The 13,983-nt window shown below is 70.4% G+C and carries 11 protein-coding genes and 3 pseudogenes; 9 read left to right on the top strand and 5 right to left on the bottom strand.

The window, feature by feature from the left end:
* The first annotated feature begins 34 nt into the window (after window positions 1-34).
* From ACFU53_RS05860 to ACFU53_RS05845, 4 genes are all read left to right on the top strand, one after another.
* The gene (locus ACFU53_RS05860; RefSeq protein WP_383986421.1) at window positions 35-244 is read left to right on the top strand and encodes an MbtH family protein; all 210 of its coding nucleotides are present in this window, start codon (window positions 35-37) and stop codon (window positions 242-244) included.
* Window positions 245-291: 47 nt separating this feature from the next.
* A complete protein-coding gene (locus ACFU53_RS05855; protein WP_383986419.1) occupies window positions 292-1,311 on the top strand; it encodes a TauD/TfdA family dioxygenase in 1,020 nt (339 codons plus the stop codon).
* A 48-nt stretch (window positions 1,312-1,359) separates the two neighbouring features.
* Window positions 1,360-2,646 carry a diaminobutyrate--2-oxoglutarate transaminase gene (locus ACFU53_RS05850; RefSeq protein WP_383986417.1) on the top strand — a complete coding sequence of 429 codons (1,287 nt, stop codon included), beginning with the start codon at window positions 1,360-1,362 and terminating at the stop codon, window positions 2,644-2,646.
* 105 nt (window positions 2,647-2,751) lie between these two features.
* Window positions 2,752-2,901: a hypothetical protein gene (locus ACFU53_RS05845; RefSeq protein ID WP_383986415.1), complete on the top strand. Its 150-nt coding sequence runs from the start codon at window positions 2,752-2,754 to the stop codon at window positions 2,899-2,901.
* A 342-nt stretch (window positions 2,902-3,243) separates the two neighbouring features.
* Here the strand turns inward: ACFU53_RS05845 and ACFU53_RS05840 are convergent, their stop codons facing one another.
* Window positions 3,244-4,194, bottom strand: a complete 951-nt coding sequence (locus ACFU53_RS05840; RefSeq protein WP_383986413.1) for a helix-turn-helix transcriptional regulator — start codon at window positions 4,192-4,194, stop codon at window positions 3,244-3,246.
* A 135-nt stretch (window positions 4,195-4,329) separates the two neighbouring features.
* Between ACFU53_RS05840 and ACFU53_RS05835 the strand changes: the two genes are divergently transcribed.
* From ACFU53_RS05835 to ACFU53_RS05820, 4 genes and pseudogenes are all read left to right on the top strand, one after another.
* Window positions 4,330-5,613: an MFS transporter gene (locus ACFU53_RS05835; RefSeq protein ID WP_383986411.1), complete on the top strand. Its 1,284-nt coding sequence runs from the start codon at window positions 4,330-4,332 to the stop codon at window positions 5,611-5,613.
* A gap of 101 nt (window positions 5,614-5,714) precedes the next feature.
* A pseudogene (locus ACFU53_RS05830) lies at window positions 5,715-6,479 on the top strand (SDR family NAD(P)-dependent oxidoreductase).
* Window positions 6,480-6,635: 156 nt separating this feature from the next.
* Entirely contained in the window at window positions 6,636-7,634 is a 999-nt protein-coding gene (locus tag ACFU53_RS05825; RefSeq protein ID WP_383986409.1) for a quinone oxidoreductase family protein, read from the top strand.
* A gap of 57 nt (window positions 7,635-7,691) precedes the next feature.
* On the top strand, window positions 7,692-8,735 hold the full coding sequence (locus ACFU53_RS05820) for a zinc-dependent alcohol dehydrogenase family protein (protein WP_383986407.1): 1,044 nt from the start codon (window positions 7,692-7,694) through the stop codon (window positions 8,733-8,735).
* Window positions 8,736-8,742: 7 nt separating this feature from the next.
* Here ACFU53_RS05820 and ACFU53_RS05815 read toward each other — a convergent pair.
* A pseudogene (locus ACFU53_RS05815) lies at window positions 8,743-9,045 on the bottom strand (xanthine dehydrogenase family protein molybdopterin-binding subunit); the annotation flags it as partial.
* Between the two features lie 140 nt (window positions 9,046-9,185).
* On the bottom strand, window positions 9,186-9,407 hold the full coding sequence (locus tag ACFU53_RS05810; RefSeq protein ID WP_383986405.1) for a hypothetical protein: 222 nt from the start codon (window positions 9,405-9,407) through the stop codon (window positions 9,186-9,188).
* Here ACFU53_RS05810 and ACFU53_RS05805 point away from each other — a divergent pair.
* Window positions 9,361-9,552 (top strand): annotated as a pseudogene (locus tag ACFU53_RS05805) (hypothetical protein); the annotation flags it as partial. The gene ACFU53_RS05810 and the pseudogene ACFU53_RS05805 overlap by 47 nt on opposite strands.
* Here the strand turns inward: ACFU53_RS05805 and ACFU53_RS05800 are convergent.
* Window positions 9,533-11,422: a glycoside hydrolase family 97 catalytic domain-containing protein gene (locus ACFU53_RS05800; protein WP_383986403.1), complete on the bottom strand. Its 1,890-nt coding sequence runs from the start codon at window positions 11,420-11,422 to the stop codon at window positions 9,533-9,535. The pseudogene ACFU53_RS05805 and the gene ACFU53_RS05800 sit on opposite strands and share 20 nt — an antisense overlap.
* Before the next feature lie 47 nt (window positions 11,423-11,469).
* Window positions 11,470-13,806: a Tat pathway signal sequence domain protein gene (locus tag ACFU53_RS05795; protein ID WP_383986456.1), complete on the bottom strand. Its 2,337-nt coding sequence runs from the start codon at window positions 13,804-13,806 to the stop codon at window positions 11,470-11,472.
* Window positions 13,807-13,983 lie beyond the last annotated feature (177 nt).

Raw genomic sequence — 13,983 nt, 5'->3', positions numbered from 1 at the left:
ACCTGAAACCGACCTGTAAAGGAACTGATCCGCCATGAGCAACCCCTTCGAGAACCCCGACGGCACCTACCGGGTCCTCGCCAACGACGAGGGACAGCACTCCCTGTGGCCCGACTTCGCCGACGTACCCGCCGGCTGGACGACCGTCCTCGGCCCGGACAGCCGCACCGCCTGCCTGGAGTACATCGAACGCGAATGGACCGACCTGCGCCCCAAGAGCCTCATCGACGCCATGGGCGCCTGACCGACCCCACGCAGCCACGCGACGTACGGAACGGGAGTGAACACGACGTGATCAGCGTCGAATCGACGACGGCCCCCGCGGACCCGGCGCGGACCGCCCACCCCGCGGCCGGGGACGGGACGGTGCGCCTCGGCGCCCCCGACCTGGCCGCACTGGCCCAGGTGACGAGCGGCCTGCTGGACCGGGCGGGGGAGCGGGTCGACGACCCCGCCTGGCCGGCCCTCGCCCGCCACGCCTGGGAGGACGCCCCGGCCGAAGTGAGGCGTCTGGTCAGGGAGTTCCGCAGGAACTCCGGCCCGGACGGCGCCCTCGTCCTGAGGCGGCTGCCCATCGCCGCCGCCGATCTGCCGCCGACACCCATGGTGAAGGGCTCGGTGCAGCGCGTCCCGTCACTGCCCGCCGCGACCCTGCTGCTGTTCGCCGCGGGGCTCGGCGACCCGGCCGCGTTCGCTGCGGAGAAGTCCGGGGCCCTGGTCCAGGACGTGGTGCCGGTGCCCGGTCAGGAGGAGGTCCAGGGCAATGTCGGTTCGGTAGAACTCACCTTCCACACCGAGAACGCCTTCCACCCCCACCGGCCCGACCACGTCATGCTGCTGTGCCTGAGGTCCGACCACGAGGGTGTCGCCGAACTGCGCACCAGCTGTGTACGCCGCGTCCTGCCGCTGCTGACGCCCGGCACCCGGACGGCCCTCGGCCGCGCCGAGTACGTCACCGAGGCTCCGCCGTCCTTCGGCCCGGTCGGCGGGGGCACCGCGCACGCCGTACTCACCGGCGACCCGGACGACCCCGACTGGTGCTTCGACGAGGCCGCCACCCGGGGCGTGACTCCTGAAGCCCGGGCGGCGCTCGCCGAACTCGGCGAGGTGGCCCACCGAACGTACACGGCGGTGCGCCTGCGCCCCGGCGATCTCGCCGTGGTCGACAACCGGGTCACCCTGCACGGCCGTTCGGCGTTCACCCCGCGCTACGACGGCCGCGACCGATGGCTCCAGCGGACGTTCGCGTTCAGCGACCTCCGCCGCTCCCGCGACCACCGCCCCGGCGACGGATCGGTCCTGGTCAAGTGACCCCGTTCTCATGCGGGTTACGAGAATCTATGAAAGGTACGTGCTGACATGACCGAGACCGAGCGGACACCCCTCACGGTGTTCGAACGTCACGAGTCGAACGTACGCAGCTATTGCCGCGACTTCCCGGTGATGTTCGAACGAGCGGCCGGACACCACCTGTGGGACACCTCCGGGCGCCGCTACGTGGACCTGCTCTGCGGGGCGGGATCGCTCAACTACGGCCACAACCCGCCCGCGATCGTCGACCGGGTGATGTCCTACCTCGCGGCCGGCGGACCTGTGCAGTCGCTGGACCTGCATACCGCGGCCAAGGCCGACTTCCTGGAACGCTTCACCGGCCTCGTCCTGGAGCCCCGTGGGCTCGGCGACTTCGTGGTGCAGTTCCCCGGCCCGGCCGGGACGCTCGCGGTAGAGGCCGCCCTGAAGCTGGCCCGCAAGGTCACCGGGCGCACCGAGGTGATCGCTTTCACCGGAGGCTTCCACGGCGCGTCCCTGGGCGCACTGTCCGCCACGACCTCCCCGCTGCTGCGCGGTGCGGCGGGGGTGCCCCTGACCGACGTCACGATCCTCCCCTATGGGGACGCGGCCCACCCGGACGGGACCGACCCCGTCACCGCCCTGGAACGAGCCCTCGACCCGAACAGGGGGATGGCTCCGCCCGCGGCGATCCTGCTGGAGACCGTCCAGGGCGAGGGCGGGCTGCACACGGCGCCCCACTCCTGGCTCGCCCGGGTCCGCGAACTCGCCGACGCCACAGGTGTGTTGCTGATCGTGGACGACATCCAGGCGGGCTGCGGACGCACCGGCACTTTCTTCAGCTTCGAGGACGCCCCCGTACTCCGCCCCGACCTGGTGTGTCTGTCGAAGTCGCTCAGCGGCATGGGGTTGCCGATGGCGGCCCTGCTGATCCGGCGCGAGATCGACCAGTGGGCACCCGGCGAGCACAACGGCACCTTCCGCGGCCACAACCTCGCCTTCGTGGCCGGCTCCGCGGCCCTGGACCACTGGATCGACCCGAATTTCACCGACCACGTCGGCGAGCTGGCTGCCGAGATCCGCACGAGCCTCGCGAGCATCGTCGCGGCCCTCCCGACGCAAGCTGCCGAAGTCGTGGGCAAGGGGGCCATGAGCGGGCTGCGGTTCACCGACGCCGAAACCGCCGACGGGGTACGGCATGCGCTGTTCCGCGCCGGGATCGTGGCCGAGACCTCCGGGCTGGGACACGTCCTGAAACTCCTGCCGCCGCTCTCGATGTCACGCACCGAATGGAAGGAGGTGGCGGACGTACTCGGCCACACGATTCTTACTGCGGATGACCGGGCGGTCGCCTGAGCCCGGACTCGGACATGACGGGATCAGGGCCGCTTGGGAGACACGCTCACTCGCCTGCGGACAGGGGACTTTGTGGTCGACGCTAGAAGTCCTTCGGCAGCAAGCATGGACAACCTACGCGGATTCGGCCCGAACGACGGCTTCCTCAGTGCGTACTGCACGGCATTGGAACGTCGCATCGGCGAGCTGGACGGTGCGGTGGACGAGTCGGCTCTGGACTCGGCCCGACGCTGGTTGGAGTGGGCAATGGGGTAGGTGAGGTCGATCGACCCCTTGAGCAGGCTTCCGAAGATGCCGGACACACGTGAACCCACGTCGGAGGAGCTCAAGCCGTACCTCAGGGCCTGGAGTCCCTACGGGCCGGAACGGCGCGACGGACGGTAACGCGGACGCGATCGGTCGGACGAAGGCGCGGCTGGGCCAGTGACAGAGGACCAGGCCCGGGTCGACTGCCGCTGACCCACCCTGGAGTTGACTCATGACATCAGGCAGCCACATGAGCGTCTTGCACTTCGGGGGTGCGTCGGGCAGCCCGGACCCGTAGTGCGAGCCGGAATGGCGTGTCGGTGTGTCGATGTGGACAAGCCTGCATGAGCTTCAGGACGTGGGAGGGCGGTTTTCAGTGGTACGCGATGACGGCCCAGCTTCGTGCGGCTGGTCAGCAGGCTCTATCACCGGCCGGGTCGCTGCCAGGCTGGCCAGGAGCTTGAGCCGGTCCTCGGAGGTGGTGCCCGGTTCGGCGGTGTAGAGGGTCAGGTCGTGTATGGCCCGGTGGGACACGGGGAGGTCCAGGGACTGGTAGGTCAGCTCCAGGTCACCGACCTCGGGGTGCCAGAGCCGCTTGACGCCGTCGTGGCGGATACGGACGTCGTGTGCGGCCCATTGGCTGCGGAACTCGGAACTGATTGTGGACAGTTCGCCGATGAGTTCGCGCAGGGCCCGGTCCTGGGGTTCGCGTCCGGCTTCCGCGCGCAGCAGCGCGGTGGTGGCGATGGCGGCGGCCTCCCAGTCGACGAAGAACTGCTGGGAGCCCGGGTCGAGGAAGATGTAGCGGGCGATGTTGGGCCGGCCGCGCTTGTCGGTGGTGGCGCTTTCGAAGACCGGCGCGTGCAGGGCCCGGGCCAGCGGGTTGCTGGCGATGACGTCCTGGCGGCCGTTGCGCACGAAGGCGGAGGACAGCGTCATGGAGTCGAGCAGCCACTGGATGCGGGGCGGCACCGCGACGTCCTTGCGGCGGGACGGTGTGCGGGTGGCCGGGCGGGCTGCTCGAGCCAGGTCGAACAGGTAGGTGCGTTCGTCCTCGTCCAGCTGCAGGGTGTGGGCGACCGCGGCGAGTACGTCTTCGGATACGCCGCTGATGTGGCCTTTCTCCAGGCGCGTGTACCACTCGGTGCTCACACCGGCGAGCACGGCGACCTCCTCGCGCCGCAGCCCCGGGACCCGGCGCCGGCCGCTGGTGGGCAGTCCGGCCTGCTCCGGGGTGATCTTGGCGCGGCGGCTGGCGAGGAAGTCCCGGATCTCGGTGCGGTGGTCTCTTCGGTCGTCCATGCCTTCCACGGTAGACATCGGCCGGCGGTTAGGGAGGTTGAGCTTGTACCCCCTATAAACCCAACCTTCCTCAAGGGTGGGGCGGCTTGTTCTCTGGGAGACGTACCCCGATCGCAACCCCCACGGAGATGAACCTTGAGTACGCGAGGAGCAACCCTCCACGCCCCCGCCGAGACCGTACGGGCTGACAACCCCCAGCCTCCGTCCGCCCGGCTGCCGCTCGTCGTCCACGTCCTGGCGCTGGGCACGTTCCTGATGGGCACCACCGAGTTCGTGGTGGCGGGCCTGCTGCCGGAGATCGCGGGTGACCTGCAGGTCAGCGTCGCCCAGACCGGATTGATGATCACCGTCTTCGCCATCGGGATGATCGTCGGCGCGCCGTTGATGGCGATGCTCACGCTGCGGCTGCCCAAGCGGCTCACCCTGATGCTCGCCCTGGGCGTCTTCGCCGCCGGGCACGTCATCGTCGCCCTCAGCGCGAACTTCACCCTGGTTCTGGCGGCACGGTTTTTGACCGCGATCGCCACCGGCGCGTTCTGGGCGGTGGCCAATGTGGCCGCCGCACGCGCCGCAGGCCCTGCCGCCAGTTCCCGCGCCCTGGGACTGGTCGGTGCCGGAGCCATGCTCGCCAACGTCGTCGGCGTGCCGGTGGGCGCGTTCGCCGGGCAGCTCATGGGCTGGCGCGGACCGTTCTGGGCGCTCGCGGCCCTCGCCGCGGCGGCCATCGCGCTGATCGCCCGCACCGTCCCCCACGACGGTGGCGACCAGCTGACGGTGTCGATCCGCTCCGAGCTGACCGCTCTGCGCTCCGGCCGCCTGTGGCTGGTGCTGGCGGCCTGCGCCACCACGACCGGCGGCGTGCTGGCGGCGTACTCCTACATCTCGCCGCTGCTCACCGACCGGTCGGGCATCGCGTCCGGGATCGTGCCGCTGGTCCTGGTCGGCTTCGGACTTGGCGCCCTGGCCGGCTCGCTCGTCGGAGGCCGTCTGGGCGACCGCCGCCCGCACACCGTGACTCTCGTGGCCGCCGCGGGATCAACCCTCCTGTTGCTTGCGATCTCCCTGCTGGCCGGTTACGCCGTGCCCACCATCATTCTGGTCGCCCTGCTGGGCTTCTTCGGGCTCGGCGCCAACCCGGTACTGATGGCCATGGCCGTCCGCTTCGCCCGCCGGGCGCCCGTCCTGGCCTCCGCCCTGACCGTCTCGGCATTCAACCTCGGCACCGCCATCGGCTCCTGGATCGCCGGCCTCACCCTCGGCTCGCCGCTCGGGACCACCGGCCCCGCCGTGGTCGGCACCGCCATCGCCGCTCTCACCCTGATCCCCACCACCGCCATCGCCCTCACCCAGCGGCGCCGCTCCGCAACAGCCGTCCAGGCCACCGCAGAGGCCGACACGACACGGGACACAAAGACCTAAATATCCAAGAATCACTCAAAGTTGTGAGGGGGTATGGCTGTCCTCCACCGCTGAGGGCACTCGCAGCGCACCTCCCCCTTGCACGGAAACGAGGAACGAAAATGGCACGTCTGGACAACGCGGTCACGGTCGTCACGGGAGCAGGCGGTGGCGTGGGCCGCCAGGCGGCGCTGCGGCTGGCGGCGGAAGGATCACGCGTAGGACTGACCGATCTGGACGCCTCCTCGCTGGAGGAGACCGCGGCCCTGGTACGAAAGGCCGGGGGCGAGGCCATCGCGGTGGCCGGCGACATCGTCGACGAGCAGACCATCGACGAGCTGACGACCCGTCTCGTCGACGCCTACGGCAAGGTGGACGGCCTGGTGAACAACGCCGGCATCGTCTTCTCCAAGCCGCTGCTGGAGCACACGGTCGAGGACTTCGACAAGGTGATGCACATCAACACCCTGTCCTGCCTGGTCACCGCCAAGCGCGTCGTCCCGGAAATGGTGAAGGCCGGGGGCGGGTCCGTGGTCAACGTGTCCTCGATCGGCGCACTCGCGGCCCTTCCCAACATCGGCATCTACTGCGCGTCGAAGGCCGCCGTCCTCGGCCTCACCCGCTCACTGGCGATGGAGTACGCGCCCCACAACGTCCGGGCGAACATCCTGTGCCCAGGACTCGTCGACACGTAGATGGCGGCCGAGCACCAGAAGAGCTTCGCCACCCCGCAGGACGCCGTCGACGCGCTCGCCGGACGGCAGATGTTCAAGCGATACGGACAGCCGCAGGAGATCGCCGAGGTGATCGTGTTCCTGATCAGCAAGGAAGCCTCCTTCATGACCGGCGCCACCGTCCCCGTCGAAGCCGGATGGACCGCCTGGTGATCAGGCACGCGTGACCCGCCGGCTCCCGGCGCGACACGGCACCTCCACCGGCCTGAAGCCCGCGACACAAAGAAGGGGTCTGCCGCGCGGCACTCGGAGAAGCAGGCCGCACCCCGGCCGGCCCCACACCGAACAACCCGAGGCAGGACAGCAGAAATGACTGACTCACCCAGCACGACAAACGTCCGCGCGATGGTCGTCAACAGTTTCGGCGGACCGGACACCCTCACCGCGCAAGAAGTCCGCCTCAAAGCCCCCGCGCGTGGCGAGGTCCTGGTCCGCCTGGCCGTGGCCGGGGTCAACTTCGTGGACACCTACATGCGCCGCGGCCTGCGTACCATGCCGCTGCCCTTCACCCCGGGCCTGGAAGGGGCCGGCGTGGTGGAGGCCGTCGGCCCCGGCGTGAGCAACGTCCGGCCGGGCGACCGCGTCGCCTACGCGCAGCAGCTGGGTGCCTACGCCGAAGCCACGCTCGTGCCGGCCGACAGCCTGATCCCCCTGCCCGACGACATGTCCTTCGAGGACGGGGCCGCGTTCCCGCTGCAGGGCATGACCGCCCACTACCTGATCCACGAGTACCGCAAGCCCCGCGAGGGGGACGTGGTCCTCATCCACGCCGCCGCGGGTGGGGTGGGGCTGCTCCTGGTGCAGTGGGCGCGCCACCTGGGAGCGCGCGTCATCGGGACGGTGTCCACCGAGGAAAAGGCCGAAGCGGTCCGCAAGGCAGGCGCCCACGACGTCATTCTCTACACCGAACAGGACTTCGCCGAAGAGACCCTGCGTCTGACCGACGGGCACGGCGCCGATCTCATCATCGACGGCGTCGGAGCGAGCACCTTCCAGGGAAACCTTCAGGCAGCCGCCCTGCGCGGACAGATCGTGATCTTCGGTGCGGCCAGCGGCCCCGCCGACCCCATCTCGCCCGACGTGCTCATGGAACGCTCGCTGTCGCTGTCCGGCGGCGACCTGTGGCACTTCATGCCAACCAGCGACGACATGCTGTCCCGCGCGAACGCCGTGATCGAGGGCATCGAGAACGGCTGGCTGAAACCGCATATCTCCAGGGTTCTCCCCCTGGCCGAGGCCGCCGAGGCCCACCGCCTGCTGGGCGACCGCCACACCATCGGCAAGGTCCTGCTCTCGACGGGCAACTGACCACACCACCCATCCACCACCCCGTATCACCCACCACGAGGAAATGGAGCATCCCTGATGCGCGCAACACTCCTGTACGGCGCCGGCGACGTCCGCGTCGAGAACGTCCCCGACTCCGTCATCAAGCGCCCCACCGACGCGTTGGTCCGGATCACCGCGTCCTGCGTCTGCGGCAGCGACCTGTGGCCGTACGGCTCGCACAAGGCCGAAGACGGTCCCGCCCGGATGGGCCACGAGTTCATCGGCGTCGTCGAGGACACCGGCTCGGAGGTGACCACCGTCAAGCACGGCGACCTGGTCGTCGCCCCCTTCGCCATCTCCGACAACACCTGCGAGTTCTGCCGCGAGGGCCTGCACACCTCCTGCGCCCACGCCCAGGCCAACTTCTGGGACGGCGAAGCGGAGGAGGGCGGCCAGGCCGAAGCGGTCCGCGTCCCGCTCGCCGACGGCACCCTCGTCAAGCTCCCCGTCGCCCCGGACTCCGCGCTCATCCCGTCCCTGCTGACGCTCTCGGACGTCTTCGGCACCGGCCACCACGCCGCGGTGGCGGGCGGCGTGAACGAGCGCACCCGCGTCACCGTGATCGGTGACGGCGCGGTCGGCCTGCTGGGGGTCCTGTCCGCCAAGCGCCTGGGCGCCGAGCAGATCATCCTGATGGGCCGTCACCAGGCGCGCACCGACCTGGGCCGCGAGTTCGGCGCCACCGATGTCATCTCCGCACGTGGCGACGAAGGCATCGCCCAGGTGCGGGAGCTGACCGGCGGGCACGGCACGCACGTGGTCCTGGAGTGCGTCGGCAACATGCCCGCCTACGAGCAGGCCACCGGGATCGTCCGTCCGGGCGGTGTCATCAGCCGCGTCGGCGTCCCGCAGTACGAGGAGGCGCCGATCGGCTTCGGCAGCCTCTTCCGCCACAACATCCGCCTGGCCGGCGGCCCCGCCCCGGTCCGCGCCTACATCGAGGAACTGATGCCCGACATCCTCAACGGCGCCATCGAGCCGGGCAAGGTCTTCGACGTCACCACCACGCTCGACGGCGTCCCGGCCGGCTACCAGGACATGGCCGACCGCAAGAGCCTCAAGGTCCTCATCAACAACTGACGCCCCACCCCTCACCGATACAGCACAGCAAGGAAGGAGGATGGGCGGTGCCGTCGGCGTACAGACGAATTCGCGCCTGGGCGTGGTTGCGTCTTGTACACACCGACGGCACCGCCCATGCCGATCAGCGGTCGCCCTCGCGCCGGGCGCGCGGTCGGGGGCTGTGGCGGTGCCAGCCGAACTCGCGCGCCCCCGCGGTGTAGCACTCGCGTAGCCGGCGGGTGGAGAACGGCAGCCCGGACGAGTCGTTCTCGTTCGGTTCGTTGCGCGTGCGCAGTTCGATCGGGTCCATGCCGAGTCTGTGCGCGAGGTAGGCAATCCGTTGCTGACCACGGTGGCATCAGGGAGCTCTGCGGGGTGACCGTCCCGACCGTTCCCGAGAGTCCGCTTCCGCCGTGGGGGCTCCCCGACAGGCTGGTGGCGGTAACGGCCTGTCGGGGGCACTTGCGGTCAGGCGAGGTTCTTGGTGAAGAACTCGTCGAGCCTGTCGAAGGGGATGAGGTCCTTGCGGTCGTACAGGTCGACGTGGTCCGCGCCCGGGACGATCACGAGGTCGACAGCGCCGGGGGCCGTCGCCTGGACGTCCTCGGAGTAGTAGCGCGAGTGCGCGTCGGCGCCGGCCACCGCCCGGTTCGAGCTCCTGGCCCTGATCCGCAGCACCGGGATCACCACCCGGGATGTGTTCGGCGTACGCGGCCGGGCGGAACGGCATGCCGACGGCGTCGTGCGCGTCACGTACGCGGCCCAGCCGCCGGCCTGCGACCGTGTCGGACCGTGTCGGACCGTGTCGGTGAGGCTCAGTGGTAACAGGTGGTGACCCCCGGGCGCCACGGGCAGGCGAGGGCGGCGAAGCCGCCGTTGGCGGTGACGCCGACGGTGAGCCTGTCGCCGCCGCGCAGGACCTGCCGGTCCTGGACGAGGCCGTCGGCGCCGTCCCGGATCGTCTCGACCAGCCAGCGTCCGGAGCCGAGGGACAGCGGTACCTCCGCGGTGCGGGCCGCGCCGGCGTACACCCCGCCCAGGAACCAGCGGTCGCCGCTGCGGCGGGCGAGCACCGCCTCCTGGCCGGGCTGTCCGGCGAGGAGCCGGGTGTCGTCCCAGGCGGCGGGGACCTGGTCGAAGTAGGACCGGGCGAGCGGCCGGGCGTCGTACGACTCGGGGGTGCCCGCGAACATCTGCAGGCCCGACTCGTAGGCGACGGAGAGCCCGACCTCGGCCGCGTCGGAGTTGGGGCGCAGTCCGACGCGCTGGAAGGCGCCGGGGGTGAAGTCCATTGAGCCGATGACGTTGCGGGTGAAGGGCAGGGTGGTGAGGTGGGCGGCGGTGTTGGTCCGCTTCTCCTCGCCCGCGACGCCCTCCAGGGTCATGACGTGCGGCCAGGTGCGCTGGATGCCCTTGGGGATCGTGGAACCGTGGAAGTTGACCAGGAGATGGTGGGCGGCGGTCTCCGGAAGGATCGCGTCGTACCACTTGAGCGTGGCCTGGGCCTCGGAGTCCATGAAGTCGATCTTGACGCCCTTGACGCCCCAGCGTTCCAGGGTGGGCAGCCACTGGGCGCGTTCCTCGGCCGTGTCGAGGTCGCGCTGGTGGATCCAGACGATGATGCCGACACCCTTGGCGCGCGCGTACTCGACGAGTTCCGGCATCCAGCTGTTGGTCTGCCAGTCCGGGTCGGTGGTGTCCCACGCGTCGGACCTGAAGTACCAGCCCGCGTCGACGGCCTCGTAGGGCCAGCCGCGTTCGGCGGCGTAGTCGACGTAGGCCTTCTGCGCGGCGAGGCTCTGGCCGGCCGGTCGGCCGCCGGCGAGCCAGGTCCACAGGGCGGTGCCGGGCCGGATCCAGGAACGGTCGCTGACCTTGGTGGCGGGGGCGAGGTCGTCGGTGAAGGTGGAGCGGGTGACGGTGGCGAGGTCGCCGGTGACCATGGCACGCCAGGGGGTGGCGAGGGGGCCGTCGGTCCGGACCCGGTCGTCGGCGAGCTTGATCCGGTAGGTGCCCGTGCCCTGTTCGTGGGTGAGCCGGGCGCCGGAGTAGGCCCCGGTGAGGTCGGACTCGGCGAGCAGGGTGTAGCCGCCGTCGGTCGCGAACAGCGCCTGGTCCGAGTACGCCCCGGTGGGCGCGCCCGCGGCGGTGTACTGGACGAACTGCCCCTCGTTGTCGGCCCGGTAGGTGCCGAGCCATGCCTTCGCGTCCGCCGGAAGGTTGAACGCGGAGGTTTCGCCGAGCACGTCGCCGTACCCGGCGGGCAGGACGTACCGGTAGGCGACGCCGTCGGCGGAGGCACGGACGACGAGGTCGAGCCGGGCACCGGCGGCCGTGGCGAACGACAGTCGGCTCTCGTTCATCCGCACCCGGCGGTCCAGCCGCTTGCCCGCCTTCGTCCGGTACCGCTCGTCGATCACCCTGTCCCTGCGGTGCAGGAAGCGCAGCCCCTGGGACAGGTCGGCCTGTTCGGTGACGATGCCGACGGGCGACGGCTCGACGACGGTACGGCCGCCGCGGGACACCGCGAGGCTCAGGGCGCCGGTGGTGGAGTCCAGGGACACCCGCGCGCGTGGTGCGTGTGCCGTCGCGGACACGGCCCAGGCGCGGTCGTGCTGTTCGGCCCGCGCGGGCACGGTCGTGAGCAGTGTGGCCACCAGTCCGGCGCAGAGCCCGGCGACCGCGGTCCTGATCGGAACCGCCATGAGAATCCTCCCTGTTGATGTGTGCGTGTCCCCCGGGGCGGTGGTCGTTACGGCAGTCCCCAGGCCGCGCCCGGTTCGCTGACGGCGACGGGTGCGATGACGAGGTCGGGCCGGGAGCCGGAGTGGACGAGCACCTCGCGGCCCTTGGGCAGATCGATGGCGAGGGTGCCGTCGCCCAGGTCGCGGGTGCGGGCCTGGCTGCCGTCGTCGAGGAGGACGGTGAGACGGCCACCGAGCCCGTGCCGGAGCCTGAGCGGCTCGCCGGCCAGGCTCCTGATCCGGATGAACCGGGTCGCCCCGCCCTTGCGGACCGCGCTGACCAGGAAGGCGCCCTGGGTGCGGAAGTCGTGCAGCGTGACGTCCGCCCAGGCGGACGGGACAGCGGGGAAGACACGGATCACGCCGCCCCAGCTCTGGCAGAACATGTCGTGCAGTGACTGCGAGGCGGACAGCGGCGTCTCGATGACCGGACCGGCCTCGGTGTAGTGGGTGTTGGGCCGGCAGGGGTAGCGGGTGGTGGGGTCGAAGAACTTCAGCAGATAGGTGATCGCGGTGTCGCCGTCGCCGGTCATCGCGTACATCGACGCGGCCCCCGTGTAGCTGTAGCCCCGGTGGGCGCTCGGCAGCGCGTGCCAGCGGACCACCGACTTCGTGATCAGGTCACGGTTCTCGGGCTGCTCCCAGTTGACGAGGTACAGCGGATACACCATCAGCAGATGCGAGTAGTGCCGGTGGGACTGCGCGTACGGGGTGTCGGCGCCGATCATGTAGCCGTTGTCGTCGACCGGGTACGGGGTGAGCCTGGTCAGCACCTCCTGCCAGCGCGGGATCAACTCGTCGTCGACGCCGAGCAGTTCGGCGGATTCGATGAGTGTCTGGCAGCCCCAGCGGATGAGGGCCAGGTCGTAGTTGGTGTCCTGCGGCGGCACGACCGGGTACTCGGGGGAGAGCGTGCTCGGCAGATGGAGCTTGCCGTCGCTGCCCGGGGTGAGGAAGTGCAAGTAGTAGTTGATCGCCCGGCGCAGCACCGGGAAGACCGTTTCGCGGAGCAGGGCCTTGTCCATGGAGTGCCGATAGGTCAGCCACACGTTGTGCAGCGCCCAGGTGAGGTCGCCGACCTCGGCGCCGGTGCCCGGTCGGCCCACCCCGCGGTTGGCGAACATGTCGGAGCTGCGGCCGACGCCGGAGCTGTCCGCGCGGTAGGCGGCGGGAACGTTGGCGATCAGCTGTTCCTGGTTCTGCCGCACGGTGGTGGCGAGCGAGTCGAGTTCCAGGTGGTTGGAGCCGTGGACGAGCCAGTACTCCAGCTGGATGTTGAGGTTCCACCAGACCGCGGGCCACGGGGTCGGCTCCAGCCACGGCCCGCAGGTGGCCATGACGGGGCCGCCCGCGCGGCTGGCGGAGGCGACCTTGTAGAGCTGGATCCAGTGGAAACTCTGCAGCCGCTCGTCGGGGAACGAGACGAAGCTCTTCGGGTAGAAGGCGTGCCACCAGCGCAGGTGCCGTCGGCGGAGTGTGCCGTACGACTGAGCGCGCCGGAGGTTCCCCAGCGACGCGGCCTCGGCGGCGGTCTCGGAGGGGGCACTGTGTCCCACACTGAGCAGCAGTTCGTCGCCGTCGCGGCGGTAGGCGGTGGCGGTCTGGCCGCCGATGAGCGGCTGGAGCACCTGCTCGGTGCCGTCGGCGGTGGTCCGGGTCGTCCAGGGCGGGTGGGCGGTGTAGTCGGCGGGCGGGGCCTCGCTGATCTTCCGGGGGCTGATGGCCTCCTCGGGGTGGAAGGTCCAGACGACCTGTTCGCCGCCGTCGGCCGTCACCCGGGTGGCCAGGACCTCGTCGTGGATGAGGGCGGAGAGGGTGAGGGTGCCGGCGGTGGTGGTGACGGTGCCGGTGAGTTCGGCGTTCCACAGGCTCAGCCGCCAGTCGACGGCGGTGATGGTGCCGACCGGGTCGAGCGTGAGGTGGCCGACCGGCAGCCGGCAGGTGCCCCAGCCGCTGCCGAACCGGGGCCGGTGGTCCTGGACGCGGCCGTGCTGGACGGTGAAGCGGATCCGGTTGGTGTCCGGCTCCTGGTAGATCATGCTGCCGAGCAGCCCGTCGCCGAGGAACGGGCCCTCGTACCAGCGGGTGGGCAGTCTGCTCCAGCGGAGGTCCTGGTCGCGAAGGAACCGGTTCCAGGAGCGGTCGGTGGCCATGGTGTCGCGGAGTTTCCAGGGGCGTCTGCGCCCCGAGGCCACCGCATCGGTTTCGGCGGGCGGTGCCGCCGCCGGTAAGGACTGTCCGGCATGGGCCGTCCCGGGCAGGGCCGCCACCGCCGCACCGCCCAGCGCGGTGCCGATCACGGCACGGCGGGGCAGGGGGGAGTGCTTCCCCGACTGCGAGGTCATCATCGTCCTCCAGACCTGACGGATCATCGATACATCGGGTGTATCGGCGAACCTAAGCAGGGTTCGTGTACCTGTCAATGGTCTGAGCGTGGCGAGATCAAGCGGAATACAGGCCGGAATTGGGCTGTGGGGGAGCGGAGTTGGGCTCCATGCTCACATGGGCAACCTGGTCCAGAC

The organism is Streptomyces sp. NPDC057474, assembly GCF_042802555.1.
Lineage (GTDB): Bacteria > Actinomycetota > Actinomycetes > Streptomycetales > Streptomycetaceae > Streptomyces.
The sequence above is the reverse complement of the archived record's forward strand: the minus strand, read 5'-3'. Positions and strand labels throughout refer to the sequence as shown.

Excerpts from the sequence above, each read along its gene's own strand:
- ACFU53_RS05795 (WP_383986456.1), bottom strand. The coding sequence starts at position 13,806 with ATGACCTCGCAGTCGGGGAAGCACTCCCCCCTGCCCCGCCGTGCCGTG.
- ACFU53_RS05800 (WP_383986403.1), bottom strand. The coding sequence starts at position 11,422 with ATGGCGGTTCCGATCAGGACCGCGGTCGCCGGGCTCTGCGCCGGACTG.
- ACFU53_RS05860 (WP_383986421.1), top strand. The coding sequence starts at position 35 with ATGAGCAACCCCTTCGAGAACCCCGACGGCACCTACCGGGTCCTCGCC.
- ACFU53_RS05820 (WP_383986407.1), top strand. The coding sequence starts at position 7,692 with ATGCGCGCAACACTCCTGTACGGCGCCGGCGACGTCCGCGTCGAGAAC.
- ACFU53_RS05850 (WP_383986417.1), top strand. The coding sequence starts at position 1,360 with ATGACCGAGACCGAGCGGACACCCCTCACGGTGTTCGAACGTCACGAG.
- ACFU53_RS05845 (WP_383986415.1), top strand. The coding sequence starts at position 2,752 with ATGGACAACCTACGCGGATTCGGCCCGAACGACGGCTTCCTCAGTGCG.
- ACFU53_RS05825 (WP_383986409.1), top strand. The coding sequence starts at position 6,636 with ATGACTGACTCACCCAGCACGACAAACGTCCGCGCGATGGTCGTCAAC.
- ACFU53_RS05840 (WP_383986413.1), bottom strand. The coding sequence starts at position 4,194 with ATGGACGACCGAAGAGACCACCGCACCGAGATCCGGGACTTCCTCGCC.